Here is a 16663-nt window from a genome sequence, read left to right on the forward strand (position 1 = left end):
GAAATAAGCTAACAATAAAGGAAACTTCCTGGTTTGGTTGATTATTCATGGCCACACAATCACTTTGTACCCATAACCCATGTCCCCCATACAAAAAAAAAGACACAGATTCCTCTGTGCCCAACACGTTATATAATAAAGGGGGTCAATACTACCCTAACTATACCCAATCTTTATTGCATGGATGTTACAGCCTCGTTAAAACACAATGACGAAGTGTAAATTTTTGTATAAGCGGTTACGCTTTAATTTGCAACTTTTCTTTTAGTTCTTCCACATAGTGCTGAACCGATTGTGCAGCGATACTACCGTCCCCAGTAGCTGTTACGATTTGGCGCAATGTTTTTTCACGAACGTCTCCAGCTGCAAAGATGCCTGGAACCCGTGTTTCCATTACATCGTTCGTCTCGATATAGCCTGTAGCATTCAAGATGCCCAGATTTTCAAAAGGCTTGGTTAAAGGAAGCATACCGATATAGATGAATACTCCGTCTGCCTTTAGCTCTTTTTCTTCTCCGTTAGCCGTTGAAACAAGTGTGACACTACCGACTTTTCCGCTCTCTTCATTGATTTGCTTCAATGTATGATTCCAGATGAAGTCGATTTTTTCATTAGCGAACGCACGATCTTGAAGGATTTTCTGTGCACGAAGTTCGTCACGTCTATGAACGATCGTCACCTTAGAAGCGAAGCGAGTTAAGTAGACGCCCTCTTCAACAGCAGAGTCTCCTCCACCGATGACGAACAGTTCTTTCTCTTTAAAGAAAGCCCCATCACAGACAGCACAATAAGAAACACCGCGACCACCCAACTCTTTTTCACCGGGGACGCCGATTTTCTTATATTCCGCACCTGAAGAAACGATGATAGAACGTGCTTTGAATTCCTTGGAGCCTGCTTTGATGGTTTTGTACTCTTCCCCATCAATGATTTCCTTAACATCTCCATAAGCGTATTCCGCACCGAATTTTTTAGCATGGTCAAACATTTTTGTGGATAGCTCAGGTCCAAGAATGGTGTCGAATCCTGGGTAGTTTTCGACTTCTTCCGTATTGGCCATCTGGCCTCCTGGCACTCCGCGTTCTAGCATCAATGTTGAAAGGTTCGCACGTGATGTATATACAGCAGCAGTCATCCCAGCAGGGCCCGCTCCGATAATCACAACGTCATAAATTTTTTCAGACATAATTCTCACTCCTTCATATTCCATTACAAATGGAACTTTCACTACGGTTAGTGTTCCCTACCTATTATCCTATATAACAAATAATTTTTCGTCCAAATATTTGCTCAACCTAACAGGTTTTGAACAAGCTTTACATACTTCGACAAAGTGGACACCGATATGAAATATTTATCCGCGATGACCTGTTTACTCATCTTTTCGTTTTTCAGCTTATTCCATACATATTCGACAGCTGACGCCCAGCCTGCAGGATTGTTCAGCTTCTGATTCGCATGCGTAGCCTCGACGAAGACAGAAAACCACATTAAATAAAGGCCTGCTTCATTTAATTGGATAGGGTGAAAATGCTGATATAACAATTCTGCCGTCCGATCGGCAAAACCAATCGCTGTCAGTTGGCGGTCTTTATTAGGTTCCTGCACCATGTCAGCATAATCCTTTTCCCATTCGGTGAAATTCTGCTTCATGCCGAAAACCTGGTTTTTCAAAAGCTTCGGTTTATGAACGGAGTGCTTTAATAGGAAAATAGCAAACAATCTTTCTTCGATAAATTCACTATCAAGCCGTTTTATAATAGAAGGAAGGTGATTTTCAAACCCATCAGAGGTAGCGTTCATATCCCCCCATGGCTCCATGCCTTCTTTTTCTGGATTCATTTCAATGACCTTTTTCCATGCTTTTCTGGCGGCCTGTTCATGTCCTAAATGATGAGCCGATATCGTCAGCCAATAGTAGAACGTTCCGTCACCTTCAAATCCTTGCTTTTGTAGCACATTTAACCATTTATATGCAGATGCATAGTTTCCGATTAATGCAAAAGTGGCACCGAGCTTGAAGCGATGTTCCGATAGCATCGGCCGGATCTTTTCGAGCATCGAAACAAGTTCATCCACCTTCTCATCTTCCTGTTGATAATGATAAAAGACGACTAAATTGCATAGCGCATGCAGGTTTCCTGGGCTTTTTTCCAGGACCTCATCCAATGTGGCGAACGCCTCATCTTCCTGCCCAAGGTAAAAGTAGGCTAACGCAAGGTTATTGTAAGCGGACCAGTAATCCTTATATTCGGCAATCGTTTCTTTTAACACTTCAATCGCTCTAGGGAAGTCGCCCGCTTCCAAATATTCACGCGCTTTCTCCTGTTTGGCAATCAGGCCATCATGCTTGAAGGGATTTTCCTCCGAACCATCTGACTCAAAGGTGATAAGTTCAAGAAGATCCTCAGCGTCGTCACTGAATTCCCCGTCTTCCTCTTTATCCAGGTAAGCACTCGCATGGCGGTATGCTTCCTTGAACATGCCTAAATGGGCATAATTATTGGCTAGGAAGTAATGGCATTCCGACATAAAGGGATCCATTACATCCAAGATATTTTCTAGAAGGTTATTGGAATAATTGTATTCTCCGATTTCCGAACAAGTAATTGCCAATTGGCATGCAATCATCGGTTCAGCGGGTTCAAGTTCCAAGGCACGTTCCAGGTATTTTTTTGACTTTGGTAATTCATGTCTATGATATGCTTTTAAACCCTTGGTGAAGTAATACTCACCAGTTGGGTGAAAGGTTAGAATTTTTGCCTGTTGGCCATAATTAGAGTCTTTACTCATGTAATCCTCCATCTACAAGTTGATTAACTATAGTATTATACCATATGGAAGGATTTTTGCCGAACGATTCAAGAAACTGGAAATTGATATTCGACTTCCTTTTTCTCGATTTGACGGGTGGCCTTTGTAAAAAAAAACACCCTCCGAAGAAGGAGGGCAATAGACCTGCTTAGGCCTTTGATTTTGGCTCGTCTTTTACGGAATGCCTAGCTTTTAATACATCAAGAACGGCCTGGAAAGGTAATTCCTGTTCTTGTAGCAGGACGAATAAGTGATAAAGGAGATCGGCACTTTCCATCGAAAGTTCTTCGGCATCACGGTTTTTGGCAGCTATGATGACTTCAGCGGATTCTTCCCCCACTTTTTTCAGGATTTTATCAACGCCTTTTTCGAATAAGTAGGTCGTATAAGATCCTTCAGGCATTTCTGCTTTTCGCTCTGCAATCAACCCTTCCAATTCCGTTAGGAAATTCACGTTCGTTGGTCCAGATTTTTGCACTTCTTCATCTTTATAAATCGTTGTGCCGAAGCAACTAGTTGCACCAGTATGGCATGCGGGCCCTGCAGGTACAACCTTCACGACTAATGCATCCTGGTCGCAGTCATATTTCATTTCGACTATTTTTTGTGTATTTCCGCTCGTTTCCCCTTTATGCCATAACTCATTGCGAGAACGGCTATAGAATACCGTCTCCCCTTTTGCGATGGAAAGATTCAAGGATTCTTTGTTCATGTAAGCAAGTGTAAGCACTTCTCCTGTACCAGCATCCTGGATAATCGCTGGAATAAGGCCTTTTTCATCATATTTAATAGTATCGAAATTCATCGTACAACCACTCCTTGTTGTTTGAGAAACGTTTTGACTTCTTTAACTGATGTTTCTTTATAATGGAAAATTGAAGCCGCCAATGCCGCGTCCGCTTTTCCTTCTTCAAATGCAGTCTGGAAATGCTCCGCATTCCCGGCACCACCCGAGGCAATGACCGGAACGGAAACAGCTTCAGATACCGCTTTCGTTAATGCAATGTTAAACCCTTGCTTCTCGCCATCACAATCCATGCTGGTTAATAAGATTTCACCGGCACCACGGCTGACCGCTTCCTTTGCCCACTCTATGACTTCCCATTCTGTCGGTTTTCGGCCCCCATGGGTATACACACGCCAAGAACCAAGTGCTTCATCATATCGTGCATCAATGGCAATGACGATGCATTGCGCTCCAAAGTAATCGGAACCTTCATTGATTAAGTCAGGTCGTAGGACGGCAGCTGTATTTAGAGACACTTTATCAGCGCCTGCTCGTAGAATCTTCTTCATGTCCGCTAGCGAGTTAATGCCACCGCCAACCGTAAAGGGGATGGCAAGGCTGCCTGCCACACTTTGAACGACGTCGACAATGGTTTCCCGTCCTTCATGCGAAGCAGAAATATCAAGGAAGACCAGTTCATCGGCTCCTTCTTGATCGTAAAAGGCCGCAAGTTCGACAGGGTCCCCCGCATCTCTTAAGGAAACAAACTGAATCCCCTTAACGACGCGTCCATCCTTTACATCCAAACAGGGGATAATCCGTTTTGTCAGCATTTAACCACGCACCTTTTCCAGCGCTTCTTTTACCGTGAAGCGGTTCGTATAAATGGCCTTGCCGATAATCGCCCCTGCCACACCTTGGGCTTCATATTCTTGGAGTTTGATAAGGTCAGCAAGCGAACTGATGCCTCCTGATGCGATCACATTCTTACCGGTTGCTTCCGCCATCGCGACAATCCCCTTCACATTAGGACCCGAAAGCATCCCGTCCGTCGCGATATCTGTCACGATAAACGTTTCCGCACCGGCATCAGCAAGAATTTCCCCAAGATCGATGGCCAGTGTTTCAGAGGTTTGTAGCCAACCATGCGTGGCCACTTTACCATCCTTCGCATCTATTCCAATCGCGATGTGTTTCCCGTATTTTCTAATCATTTCTTTTGTGAATTCAGGATTGGAAACGGCTGTGCTGCCAAGAATGACACGCTCTACACCGTTATCGAGATAATGGGCAATATCCTCTTCCGTCCGAATCCCGCCGCCGATTTGGACACGCGCCCCCAACTCTTTTGCCGCTTTAATCACGTATGAGTCATTGATGCGCACGCCTTCTTTGGCCCCATCCAAATCAACCATATGTATCCACTCTGCTCCTTGGTCCGCAAAGCTTTTGGCCATATCAAAGGGAGAATCTCCATAGACCGTTTCCTGATTATAGTCTCCCTGGATTAAGCGGACGCATTTGCCGCCCCGCATATCAATCGCCGGGTAAATCGTAAAGTTGCTCATGCTTTTTCCTTCCCTTCCACTAACGACAAATAATTTTTCAAGAGAGACATGCCCATCTGCCCGCTTTTCTCCGGATGAAACTGCATGCCGAACACATTGCCTTTCCCCACGATCGCCGGTACCTCCACATCATAGGTTGCTGAAGCGATCATATACGATTCATCGGTATCCGCATAATAGGAATGGACGAAGTACACATGCTCTTCTGCAAGACCGTCGATTAATGGCGAAGATTGTTTAAATTCAAGGTGGTTCCAGCCCATATGTGGTACTTTATATGTTTGTTCGTTAGCATCAACACCGGTAAAACGAACGACTTTCCCTGGAATTAGAGAAAGTCCTTTTGCTGGTCCATTCTCTGCACTTTCATCAAATAGAAGTTGCATGCCAAGGCAAATCCCGAGTAAAAATCCACCATCGGCGACGTATTGTTTCAGGAACTCATCAAGCTTCTGTTTTTCCAAAAGACTCATCGCATCTCTGAATGAACCGACGCCTGGTAGGATGATGCCTGTCGCTTTGACCAGCTCAGCTGGGTCGTCGGAAATGAATGAATCAGCTTCCAAACGTTCGAGCCCCTTACTGACGGAAAATAAATTCCCCATTCCGTAATCGACGATCCCGATCATTTACAACATTCCTTTCGTCGATGGAATCCCTTTTTCTCGCGGATCGATGGACGTAGCTTCATCCAATGCACGCCCAAGCGCTTTAAAGATTGCCTCGATCATATGATGCGTGTTATGGCCATAATGAACGACGACATGTAGGTTCATTCGTGCTTCAAGCGCAAACTTCCAAAGAAATTCATGCACCAATTCCGTATCGAATGTCCCGACCTTTTGCGAAGGGAACTCTGCACGGAACTCAAGATGCGGCCGATTACTTAAATCGATGACCACTTGAGCAAGAGCCTCGTCCATCGGTACGAAGGCATTTCCATAACGTTTGATGCCACGCTTGTCCCCAAGGGCTTCCAATAACGTCTGCCCTAAGCAAATGCCGATATCTTCAGTTGTATGATGATCATCAACCTCCGTATCCCCCTTCGCATCCACAGTAAGATCGAACTTCCCATGCTTCGTGAACAAATCAAGCATATGCGTCATAAACGGAACACCCGTCTCAATCGACGAATTCCCTTCCCCATCGACACCAAACCTCAAACTAATATCCGTCTCATTCGTCTTCCGCTCCACACTAGCAAAACGCTCCATAACTAATCCTCCTCAAATCGGGGGTCAGACCCCATTTCCCAAGTTCGTAAACTCTTTGAAAACGCTTATATATCAATACTTTCAATGATTTATTTAGGGGTCAGACCCTATTTCCCAAGTTCATGCACACCACGGGATTCGATGGCGCGTGCGTGGGCTTCGAGTCCTTCCATTCGGGCAAATGCGGCAATTTTTGCCGCGTTTTGTCGGAATGCCGTTTCACTGTACATGATGATGCTCGATTTCTTTTGGAAATCGTCAACATTTAATGGACTAGAGAAACGGGCCGTCCCGTTCGTAGGTAAGACATGATTCGGTCCTGCGAAATAATCCCCCACCGGCTCCGAACTGAAACGGCCGATAAAGATGGCCCCGGCGTGGCGGATTTTCGCCATCACTTCAAGAGCATCACGAGTCACAATTTCCAAATGCTCTGGTGCCAGCTCATTTACGGCACCAATGGCCTCGTCCATATTCTCACAGACAACAATCCGCCCGTAATCCTTAATCGCAGCTTCTGCAATTTCCCGCCGTGGAAGTAATGCAACCTGCTTCTCCACTTCTTTAGCCACTTCCGTTGCAAGGACCATTGAAGTCGTCACAAGGACACTACAGGCACGAGCATCATGTTCTGCCTGTGATAACAGATCCGCGGCCACTTCCGAAGCAACAGCCGTATCATCTGCAAGGACGGCAATTTCACTAGGGCCTGCAATCATGTCGATTGCCACGTCCCCGAATACTTCCCGTTTCGCCAATGCTACATATATATTGCCGGGACCGACGATTTTATCGACATGCACAATCGTTTCTGTTCCATAAGCAAGTGCCGCAATCGCTTGAGCCCCACCGATCTTGTAAATCTCCGTCACACCGGCAATTTTCGCAGCGGCTAAAACGGCCGGTGTCAATTTCCCGTCTTTCCCAGGTGGAGATACCATGACGATTCGCTTCACCCCCGCCGCTTTGGCGGGCATCACATTCATCAGAACGGATGATGGATAGGCAGCCGTTCCACCGGGAACATAAACCCCAACCGCATCAAGGGGCGTCATTTTCTGGCCCAGCATAGTTCCATTCTCATCGGTTGTGATCCAGGAGTTCCTAATTTGTTTCTCGTGAAACATTCTGATATTATCGGCCGCTTCCTGAATGATCGCTACCTGCTCCTCAGTTAAATCCGCTGTTGCCTCTTCGATTTCCTGTTCGGTAACTAGAAACTCTTCAAGACGAACGCCGTCGAAACGTTCCGTAAAATTATGTAATGCTTCATCCCCATTTTTTCTCACAGCATAAATGATATCCTGTACCGCTTTTCGTTGATCGGCAGTACCTGCATCAACTGAACGCTTTAAGGAAATGCCTTCTGCAAACCGTGCAATTTTCATGTTTCCACCTCATAAACGTACGTATTATTGTTCTATGATTTCCGCTAAACGATCGACAATTTCCGTAATTCGCGCCTCTTTAATTCGGTAACTGACAGGATTCGCCACCAACCTTGAAGTCACATCGGCAATTTTCGCATATTCGACCAAACCATTTTCCTTCAATGTTTGACCTGTTGAGACGATATCCACGATTCTCTCTGCCAAGCCAATTAATGGAGCTAACTCAATCGAACCATTCAATTTGATGATTTCGACCTGCTCACCTTGCTGGCGAAAATAACTCGAGGCCACATTCGGGTATTTACTGGCAATTTTAGGGGCAAATGAGCTGATTTTCGTTCCAGGTAGCCCGGCCACCGCTAAGTAGCAAGCACTGATTTTCAAATCCAGCAACTCATAAACATCGCGTTCTTCCTCTAACATTACATCCTTGCCCGCAATCCCCATGTCCGCAACTCCATGCTCCACATAGGTTACGACATCCATCGGCTTTGCTAAAATGAACCGAAGATTTTCCTCTTCCACTTCGATGATTAACTTACGGGAATCATCAAACTCAGGAGGTAGACGGAAGCCGGCCTTCCTTAATAGCTCCGCCGCTTCTTCAAAAATTCTGCCTTTAGGCATCGCTATTGTTAAAAAGCTATTACTCATCTTGTCCATTCCCCCCATTCCCTACAAACATATGCACATCAGAAAAAGTTCTTGTAAACGCATCGACATTTTGTACGACCGTAATATCTTGAATCGTGATTCTCTTGCCTTCCAATCGTTTCGATTTCGCAAAATCAAGGGCTTCCGCTCGGCGCTCCGGACTGAACAAAATGCACTCCGGTGCAATTAGCTGACTAGGTTCACCTAATGCTTCGGCAAGGCGGTCGACACGAATTGCAAAACCAGTGGCAGAGGCATCCCATCCGAATTTTTCAAGTAAGTTGTCATAACGTCCACCATTCCCGATCGGCGACCCAACTTGACCTGCATACACTTCGAACAGCGTTCCGGTGTAATAACTCATATGACTGACTAGCGTTAAATCAAGGTTCACATACTGATCGACACCGAATTCCTTCAGCTGTACAGCCAGTTCCCTCAGTTCATCGAGTGAATCCTGTCCTTTTCCATTCTCAAGCAGCGCCATTGCTTTTGACAAAGTGCCCTCACTTCCTCTTAAGGAAATGAATTCGATAAGCCTTTGTTTATCAATAGAAGAAAGCGGAAGCGATTTTACATGTTCACGAAAACCAACATAGTTCTTCTCATATAACAACTTTCTTAAAACCGAAGCTCTTTCTTCCGTCCCTAATATGCTCAAGAAGAATTCCTGTAAAAATCCGATATGCCCGATGGATATTTTGAAATCCTCGAGGCCGGCAGCCTTCAGGACATCGGTAAGTAACGCGATCATTTCCGCATCTGCACTGATTGATTTGTTCCCAATACATTCAATCCCGATTTGCTCGAACTCAGCCGGTCTCCCGCCTTCACGTTGCTGGGCGCGATACACATTCGCTGAATAAGCTAGACGAAGTGGGATTTGTTGTTTAAGCAGTTTCGATGCCGCCACCCGGGCGATCGGAGCCGTCATATCCGGTCGAAGCACAAGCGTATGTCCCTGGGCATCAAGCAGTTTAAATAATTGCTGATCCAAAATGGCAGAAGCTTCCCCGATTGTTTCGTAATATTCCAAAGCAGGTGTTTCAATAAATTGATACCCCCACTTCTTGATCTCATCACTCATCTTATTTCGAACCGATACTTTGGTTTCGTATAGCATCGGTAATGTATCTCTCATCCCTAACGGTTTCTCAAACATAAATGGCTTAGTCACGACTGCACATCCTTTTGGAATAATGGGTACTGTATGTATTTCCATTCGACCCTCCTCTTTTAAAATGCAGGGCCTTGATAAATTAAATATGTGTTTACTTATATCTTTCCTATATGCCAATCTTAAAACCCCACTATGGGTCACATGTAAAATACTATCAAAAAAACTAACATAATCCTATAAATAATCGCAATTATCTATCAAATTGCTTTAGTTCGCTAATATGGTAACAAGATGAAGTTATTACTAGTGTACTCCTGCCCCCACCTCCCGTCAATGAAAAAAGGGGGTCAGACCCTATTTCCCGGTTCTTTTCTACTATCTTTGTTCGTTTTTCATTATTGTTATATATCTTTTGGTATGGAGGATTTATAATTTTTAGTGGTTTAGGTGTATTTTAACTTCTTAGGGGGAAATGATTTGAAGAGATTTTTGTCGTTTATTGTTGCAAGTGTCATCATTTTTACGTTCGGGTTTGGCGGGGATAAGGGGTTTGCCGCAATGAAAATCAATCAAGATGAGCTGAATGCCTATCTTGCTGAAATAAGAATGACGGAAGACGAGTTAAAAGAGTACTTGGACTACTATGATTTAACTTTGAAAGATTTCGATTCATTGGAAGAGCTACGCGATACTTGTGGTCCCATCGTTACTCCAGAATCTTTACAGGAGCTCCTGGATGAATATGAAATGACCGAAGAAGAGGTTACGAGCTTATTAGTGGAATATGGCGAAATGGAAAAAGGGGAAACCATTCTCGATTCGTTTCACTTCATTTACGATATTCAAGATATCATTGATATGGATTTAGAATCAGACATGGATTATGCCGACGAGGATCTTCTTGATTTGATGGATGGTCTATTTACCGAAGTCGATCTCACAGAAGAAGAACTCGACCGCCTGATGAACCATTTGTTGCCCATCGTCGAGGACCCTTCCTTCGAATCACGCTTAATGGCGATTGCCGATAAGATGGAACAATTGGAATACTTTGATACAATCGATGAACTTTCCGCTGAACAAGTGGCTGAAATGCTTTCAATTTATGATGAATTGCAAAACTTGTTGCAGATTCAATTCAAGTTTTCCTTAACTCATGAAGGCGTTACCTCCACTCTTTCTCTTGAATCATTATTCCAGCTAGAGGATTTAACGAATGCTAGCTTGCTAGTCTCCATCTATGACTTAAGTGGCAACCTCTTGCTTGATTTTAAATTGACTGGGGAAATGATTGGTTCCAATTTAGTGAAAGAAACAGGAAATGACCTTAAGCAAACAACGAAGGTCATAACCAAAGTGGCTGATGTAAAACAAGAAAAGCCTACACATAAAACGGAAAAAGGTGCTTTGATGCCCAAAACTTCCGGTAACTATCTTTTTGGTGCGTTAATCGGCTTAGTGATGATTGCCCTTGCCTACAGGCTGATCAGAAAAGCGACACTCGTAAAATAAGATGAATCCCAAGCAAAAGAAAAAGTGGCTGCTCCTTGTAGCTTCCTGCCTCATAATTGTAGGGTTTTATTTTACGACGACGAATGCCTATACGCTGTTAAAAGGCTATGCCCTCTATAAATGGAACAAGCCGGATAGTGTGGAGTCGACGGCGACCCTACACCCAGAAAAAAAGGACCCTGTTCCTGATCAACTATATGAAAAAAGGCCAGAAATGGGCGACCTGGTGGGTGAACTGTATATCCCCAAGCTCGAAGCAACCTTACCGATTTTTCATGGAACAGATGAGGATGAGCTTGAAAAGGGAGTCGGCCATTATGCAGGTTCTGTCCTGCCTGGGGAAAAGGATAATTCCGTTTTATCTGGCCATCGGGACACTGTATTCCGGAAGCTAGGTGAGGTTGGTAAGGGGGACTTGCTGATCACGAAGACAGAAGCAGGCACGTTCACGTATAAGGTAAGAAAGGTCCGTATTGTTGATGCCGATGACCGGACCGTGATCGTACCCAAGCCCAAAGCCACGCTAACGGTAACAACCTGCTATCCCTTTTCATATATTGGTAGTGCACCAGAGCGATATGTATTGATTGCTGATTTACTGAAATCGGAAGTGGACAATTAAAAGAGAGGGCTGCATCCTTTTTGCAGCCCTCTCTCCATTATAAGAGAGTAGGAGGACGGGCGCGTGACCGATAAAAGGGCGCAGGAAAAGTTCTTTCAAATCGTAAGAAACACATATGAAATCACGTCTAGTGAAGAGAATATATCATTGGCAGAGGTTATGGATCAGCTAAAAAAGGATTTGTCCCAGCTAAAAGGACTTACTCATTGAGCAAGTCCTTTTTCTTATAAAGAAGTTTGCTGTTCACGCTTCAGCGTTTCTTCTTTAGTATAAATCAGCTGCATCGGATTCCCACCAACGAAAGCTCCCTCTGGAACATCCTTATGAACAAGCGTCCCAGCTGAAACAATTGCCCCATTTCCGATTGTCAGTCCAGGCAGAATGGTGGAATTGGCTCCAATCAGTACTTCGTCCCCAATGACCACCTCTCCCAACCGGTACTCGTCGATCAAATATTCATGAGCAAGAATCGTCGTATTATAGCCGATGACTGTATTCCGCCCCACTGAAATCTTTTCAGGAAACATGACATCCGGCATGACCATCAAGGCGAACGAGGTATGCTTTCCCACTTCCATTCGCAGAAAGGTCCGGTACAACCAATTTTTCATGCCTAAAAACGGTGTATATCTTGCTAGTTGAATCACAATAAAATTCTTCACGACTTTCCAGAACGGGACGGTTTTATACACATGCCAAAGTGAATTGGCCCCTTTCACTGGAAAGCGGGTCGTCCGTCTCATCCCTTAACCTCTTCAAACTTCTCAGCCTCTACTATATCCAATAAATCAGACATGTTCTCCAGCATAAAATCTGGATGAAAGCTTTTCAGGAACTCCCGGCCCTTTATGGACCACGCAACACCGGCTGTTCTCGTTCCGGTGTTTTTTCCACCAAGAATATCATGATGGCTGTCGCCAATCATCACCGCTTCTTCTGGGATGGAGTCAAGCTGCTTTAATGCTTTTAACAGCGGCTCCGGATCTGGTTTTGCGTGTTTCACTTCATCCAAAGTGACTACGACATCAAAGAATTGATCAAGTTTGCTTAAGCGTAAGCCTCTTTCGACAATATCCCTTTTTTTCGTCGTCACGACAGCTAGCTTATAGCCACTTTGCTTCAACGTTTGGACCGTCTCGAAAACCCCATCAAATTGGGTTACCAGCATATCATGGTTTTTCCAATTATGTTCGCGATAGCGGGCGATCATTTCATCCGCGCGTTCCGGGTCTATCGAAGTAAACGTATCGACCAATGTCGGGCCTATGAATGGGATGATGTCCTCCCGCTTGAATTGTCCGGGATAATAATGGTTCAACGTTTCCGTAAAGGAGGCGATGATTAATTCATTCGTATTGATCAACGTTCCATCCAGGTCAAATAATAGTGTAGTTATTTTACTGTTCATATGCGGCATCCTTCCTCTGTACACTGCTGTATCGATTCCATATATAAGCGACTACCATCGTCAGGACAATGGCGGTGACCAGCCTGATTAGTAATAAAGGCAAAACGGGAATCCCCAGTGGTATAAAAATCAATGTATCTTCTATAACGGCATGGCAGGCTACTAAAAAGATGAACGCGAGGGTCATATCCTTCTTCGAGACATTGTCTTCCTTGGCAGCCTGAATCATCACACCCGCTCCATAAGCAAGGCCAAGTGTCAGCCCTGCCACAAATGGCATTGATGTATTTGGCTTCATCCCCAGGATTTTCATAAAAGGAGCAAGTGCCTTGGAGAAGGCCTCCAGCCATTTTAAGTCTTTCATAATCTGAACAACGACCATAAGGGGCATCACGATGAGCGCCAGCTGTCCAATTCCGTATAGAGCCTGAATGACCCCATGTAATAGAATCGCACCCGTCCCGGTAATCTCGACTGTCTCCGGAACCGCAAAACCTTGGGCCATTTCCGTTCCACCTTGCCAAACGAGATTGATGATGACGGCAGACACTAGGGCGAGACCAAACCGGACCAGCAAAATGACCCACAGCTTGACGCCCGTTTTCATGGCTACCCCCGATTCGATAAATAAATTGTGTGAAAAGGATAACATCACGGCAATGATGAAGACTTCCTTTACCGTGAGATCGAGCGTCAAGATTCCTGCAATTGCCGCATATAAATTCAAGAAGTTCCCTAGTACAAGCGGGATGGCCGCATCACCAGGGAGACCGATTAAATTCATCAGTGGCGCAATTAAGTCAATCATCCATGGTAATACAGGTGTATACTGAAGCACCGTCACAATCAATGTAACCGGAAAAATGATTTTCCCCAATGTCCAAGTAGTATTTAAACCAGAAAGAATTCCCCTCTTAACGGAATCTACTATCACTATGCCCTCTCCCTTTACACATATTCTCTATGCATCTAAATATCGTTTATCCGCATGACCACGGAACCTTCTATAAAGAATGAAAGCAACAGCAATAATGATCAAGACAATGGAAATCACTTGGGCAATCCGAAGTGAATCCGTTAGCATCAAACTATCGGTCCGCAGCCCTTCAATGAAAAAGCGACCAACTGAATACCATAGAACGTATGTTAAAAATAACTCTCCCCTACGCAAGTTCACTTTACGCAATAATAGGAGGATGACCACGCCGACTATGTTCCAGACCGATTCGTATAAAAAGGTCGGGTGATAATACGTTCCATTTATGTACATTTGATTAATAATGAACTCTGGAAGATGTAAGTTTTCCAAGAAGGCCCTGGTTACTTCCCCACCGTGCGCTTCTTGGTTCATGAAATTGCCCCAACGGCCAATGGCCTGACCTAGCAACAAACTTGGAGCAGCGATATCCGCCAACTTCCAAAATGATACGTTCTTTACCTTTGCGAAGATGATGGCGGTTAGGACCGAACCGATTAATGCCCCATGGATGGCAATTCCGCCATTCCATATTTTAATGATGTCCCCGGGGTTTTGTGAATAATAATCCCATTGGAAGATAACATAATAAATGCGTGCACATATAATCGCAATGGGCACTGCAAAAAGGATCATATCCGTAAATAGTTCCTTGTCCAGGCCTCGGCGTTCTGATTCCCTTAAGGCAATGATAAGGCCCAGTAGTACCCCAAACCCGATAATCAGCCCATACCAATGTATCTGGATGGAACCAAGTTCAATCGCAATCGGATTTAGTGGTTGAATTCCTTGCTCCATTTTGTCCCCTCTTTTCTGATAACTTTACTTAAAATTCATCGTTGTCCGAATCGGCAATAGCATTATTTAAACGATCCGAAAATTGTTCCGCCGCATTAACACCCATGCGTTTTAACCGGTAATTCATGGCGGCCACTTCAATGATGACAGCTAAATTTCGTCCTGGACGAACCGGAACGGTGATTTTCGTAATCTCTGTATCAATGATTTTCATTGTCTCTTCATCCAGACCGACCCGGTCATATTGCTTATTCTTTTCCCAAAGTTCCAGATTGATGACGATGGAAATTTTCTTGTGGCTCCGAACAGCTCCGGCCCCAAATAACGTCATGACATTGATGATGCCCAGTCCCCGGATTTCAAGAAGGTGCTCAATTAAATCCGGAGCATTCCCGACAAGCATATCCTGATCTTCCTGGCGGATTTCGACGCAATCATCGGCTACAAGACGATGTCCACGTTTAACCAGTTCGAGCGCCGTCTCACTCTTACCGACCCCACTTTTTCCGGTAATCAGTACACCCAATCCATAGATATCCACTAACACACCATGAATCGCTGTAGTGGGGGCTAATTTACTTTCGAGAAAGTTCGTCAGACGGCTGAATAACCTCGTTGTCTTCATGGAAGACCGCATGACAGGAACGGACTCGCGTTCCGACGCTTCAATCAACTCGATAGGCACTTCCTGACCACGAGTGATGATGATTCCTGGTGTATAGTCTCTACATAGTTCTTCCATCCTTTGAATTCGATCGGCCTCATTCAGACGGTTGAAGAACGACATCTCCGTCATTCCCAGGAGTTGTACGCGATCTGCAGGATAATAGTCGAAGAAACCGGCTATTTCCAATCCTGGCCGAGAAAGATCACTTGTAACGATTGGACGGTTAATGCCTTCTTCACCACTGATAAGTTCAAGATCGAATGCTTCGACTACATCCTTTGTACGGACTTTTGCCATATATCTTTCCTCCTTTTTTGGAGCGATGTTTATTTTTAGCGATACTTTTTCATTTTAGCATTATTCTGTAAATAACCAAACCACGCATGATCAATTTATTCTTTTTTCCTATCCGGAAGCTACTTTACCCCTTTCCCATTTGATTATAATGAAGAATACAGGATTTCGAAAGGAAGGGATAACCCATGAAAGTCGTACTTGATGCCGGCCACGGTTATTCGACCCCCGGCAAGCGATCTCCCGATGGCATGAAGGAATATGAGTTCAATCGCGAGACGGCTGCCTTCATCAAACACTATCTAGAAAAATCAAAAGGCATCACGGTTTATTACGCCCACGAAGATGAAAGGGACGTCCCTCTTGGTGAACGAACCCGGAAATCCCATGCCCTCGGAGCTGACCTATACCTCTCCATCCATGCGAATGCCGCTGGATCAGGGAAATGGCATGAGGCAAACGGGATTGAAACTTATGTTCATACCTCTAAACCGAAGGAATCGCTCTCCCTCGCCGAAAAAGTCCAACATGATTTGGTAAAAGCCACACAATTGAAGAACAGAGGAGTGAAGACGGCAAACTTCCAGGTTCTTCGTGAAACAAAATGCCCTGCACTATTAATCGAATGTGGGTTCATGACCAATCAACAGGAGGCCTCCCTTTTAAAAACGGAAGCCTTTCGGAAAACATGCGGAGAGTCCATCGCCAAAAGTGTCCTTGCCCATTATAAGCTTAAAAACGAGGGCTCCTCCACCATTCTGTATAAAGTCCAAATCGGAGCCTTCACGGATAAGAAAAAAGCTGAAACCCTTGTCAAAAAGTTGGCCAAAGATGGTTATGATGCCTTCATTACCAAGCAAACATAAACAAAGCCCGTCAGTCTAACTGGCGGGCT

The 16663-nt window shown here is 44.6% G+C and carries 19 protein-coding genes; 4 read left to right on the top strand and 15 right to left on the bottom strand.

Annotated elements, in window-relative coordinates; translation table 11 throughout:
* Positions 1-238 precede the first annotated feature (238 nt).
* The 10 genes from trxB to ACIQXH_RS13410 all read right to left on the bottom strand — a co-directional run bounded on the left by trxB (position 239) and on the right by ACIQXH_RS13410 (position 9593).
* On the bottom strand, positions 239-1189 hold the full coding sequence (trxB, locus tag ACIQXH_RS13365) for a thioredoxin-disulfide reductase (protein WP_403079749.1): 951 nt from the start codon (positions 1187-1189) through the stop codon (positions 239-241).
* Between the two features lie 101 nt (positions 1190-1290).
* Positions 1291-2793: a tetratricopeptide repeat protein gene (locus ACIQXH_RS13370; RefSeq protein ID WP_402954514.1), complete on the bottom strand. Its 1503-nt coding sequence runs from the start codon at positions 2791-2793 to the stop codon at positions 1291-1293.
* Positions 2794-2962: 169 nt separating this feature from the next.
* On the bottom strand, positions 2963-3619 hold the full coding sequence (gene hisIE / locus ACIQXH_RS13375) for a bifunctional phosphoribosyl-AMP cyclohydrolase/phosphoribosyl-ATP diphosphatase HisIE (RefSeq protein WP_403123943.1): 657 nt from the start codon (positions 3617-3619) through the stop codon (positions 2963-2965).
* Positions 3616-4374: an imidazole glycerol phosphate synthase subunit HisF gene (gene hisF, locus ACIQXH_RS13380; protein ID WP_402870721.1), complete on the bottom strand. Its 759-nt coding sequence runs from the start codon at positions 4372-4374 to the stop codon at positions 3616-3618. The genes hisIE and hisF overlap by 4 nt, the downstream gene beginning before the upstream one ends.
* Positions 4375-5109: a 1-(5-phosphoribosyl)-5-[(5-phosphoribosylamino)methylideneamino]imidazole-4-carboxamide isomerase gene (gene hisA, locus ACIQXH_RS13385; protein ID WP_403123945.1), complete on the bottom strand. Its 735-nt coding sequence runs from the start codon at positions 5107-5109 to the stop codon at positions 4375-4377. It lies immediately after the preceding gene.
* A complete protein-coding gene (gene hisH / locus ACIQXH_RS13390; protein WP_403123947.1) occupies positions 5106-5738 on the bottom strand; it encodes an imidazole glycerol phosphate synthase subunit HisH in 633 nt (210 codons plus the stop codon). The genes hisA and hisH overlap by 4 nt, the downstream gene beginning before the upstream one ends.
* Positions 5739-6326 (bottom strand): imidazoleglycerol-phosphate dehydratase HisB, encoded by a 588-nt coding sequence (gene hisB / locus ACIQXH_RS13395; protein ID WP_402870712.1) that lies wholly within the window; start codon positions 6324-6326, stop codon positions 5739-5741.
* A 107-nt stretch (positions 6327-6433) separates the two neighbouring features.
* Positions 6434-7714: a histidinol dehydrogenase gene (gene hisD, locus ACIQXH_RS13400; RefSeq protein WP_403079572.1), complete on the bottom strand. Its 1281-nt coding sequence runs from the start codon at positions 7712-7714 to the stop codon at positions 6434-6436.
* Between the two features lie 24 nt (positions 7715-7738).
* Positions 7739-8371 carry an ATP phosphoribosyltransferase gene (hisG, locus tag ACIQXH_RS13405; RefSeq protein WP_402870706.1) on the bottom strand — a complete coding sequence of 211 codons (633 nt, stop codon included), beginning with the start codon at positions 8369-8371 and terminating at the stop codon, positions 7739-7741.
* Positions 8364-9593 carry an ATP phosphoribosyltransferase regulatory subunit gene (locus ACIQXH_RS13410; protein ID WP_403079574.1) on the bottom strand — a complete coding sequence of 410 codons (1230 nt, stop codon included), beginning with the start codon at positions 9591-9593 and terminating at the stop codon, positions 8364-8366. The genes hisG and ACIQXH_RS13410 overlap by 8 nt, the downstream gene beginning before the upstream one ends.
* A 375-nt stretch (positions 9594-9968) precedes the next feature.
* Between ACIQXH_RS13410 and ACIQXH_RS13415 the strand changes: the two genes are divergently transcribed.
* The 3 genes from ACIQXH_RS13415 (at position 9969) to ACIQXH_RS13425 (ending at position 11835) form a co-directional block, all read left to right on the top strand.
* The gene (locus ACIQXH_RS13415) at positions 9969-11003 is read left to right on the top strand and encodes a processed acidic surface protein (RefSeq protein WP_402991295.1); all 1035 of its coding nucleotides are present in this window, start codon (positions 9969-9971) and stop codon (positions 11001-11003) included.
* Between the two features lies 1 nt (position 11004).
* Positions 11005-11625 (top strand): class D sortase, encoded by a 621-nt coding sequence (locus tag ACIQXH_RS13420; RefSeq protein WP_403079578.1) that lies wholly within the window; start codon positions 11005-11007, stop codon positions 11623-11625.
* A 63-nt stretch (positions 11626-11688) separates the two neighbouring features.
* Positions 11689-11835: a YwzD family small protein gene (locus ACIQXH_RS13425; protein ID WP_402870694.1), complete on the top strand. Its 147-nt coding sequence runs from the start codon at positions 11689-11691 to the stop codon at positions 11833-11835.
* 14 nt (positions 11836-11849) lie between these two features.
* Here ACIQXH_RS13425 and ACIQXH_RS13430 read toward each other — a convergent pair whose 3' ends face one another.
* The 5 genes from ACIQXH_RS13430 to hprK are packed head-to-tail and all read right to left on the bottom strand — an operon-like array spanning position 11850 to position 15771.
* A complete protein-coding gene (locus ACIQXH_RS13430; RefSeq protein WP_403123951.1) occupies positions 11850-12368 on the bottom strand; it encodes an acyltransferase in 519 nt (172 codons plus the stop codon).
* Complete coding sequence (gene ppaX / locus ACIQXH_RS13435) at positions 12365-13033, bottom strand: pyrophosphatase PpaX (RefSeq protein ID WP_403123953.1); 669 nt, start codon at positions 13031-13033, stop codon at positions 12365-12367. The genes ACIQXH_RS13430 and ppaX overlap by 4 nt, the downstream gene beginning before the upstream one ends.
* Positions 13023-13967, bottom strand: coding sequence for a nucleoside recognition domain-containing protein (locus ACIQXH_RS13440; RefSeq protein ID WP_403079582.1), 945 nt, complete (start codon positions 13965-13967; stop codon positions 13023-13025). The genes ppaX and ACIQXH_RS13440 overlap by 11 nt, the downstream gene beginning before the upstream one ends.
* Positions 13968-13994: 27 nt before the next feature.
* Positions 13995-14807, bottom strand: a complete 813-nt coding sequence (lgt, locus tag ACIQXH_RS13445) for a prolipoprotein diacylglyceryl transferase (RefSeq protein ID WP_402870683.1) — start codon at positions 14805-14807, stop codon at positions 13995-13997.
* 28 nt (positions 14808-14835) lie between these two features.
* Positions 14836-15771 (bottom strand): HPr(Ser) kinase/phosphatase, encoded by a 936-nt coding sequence (hprK, locus tag ACIQXH_RS13450; RefSeq protein WP_402870680.1) that lies wholly within the window; start codon positions 15769-15771, stop codon positions 14836-14838.
* 185 nt (positions 15772-15956) lie between these two features.
* Here hprK and ACIQXH_RS13455 point away from each other — a divergent pair, with 185 nt between their 5' ends.
* The gene (locus tag ACIQXH_RS13455) at positions 15957-16634 is read left to right on the top strand and encodes an N-acetylmuramoyl-L-alanine amidase (protein WP_403123956.1); all 678 of its coding nucleotides are present in this window, start codon (positions 15957-15959) and stop codon (positions 16632-16634) included.
* Positions 16635-16663: the final 29 nt, after the last annotated feature.

It is taken from the genome of Peribacillus sp. NPDC097225, assembly GCF_044761955.1.
Taxonomy (GTDB): domain Bacteria; phylum Bacillota; class Bacilli; order Bacillales; family DSM-1321; genus Peribacillus.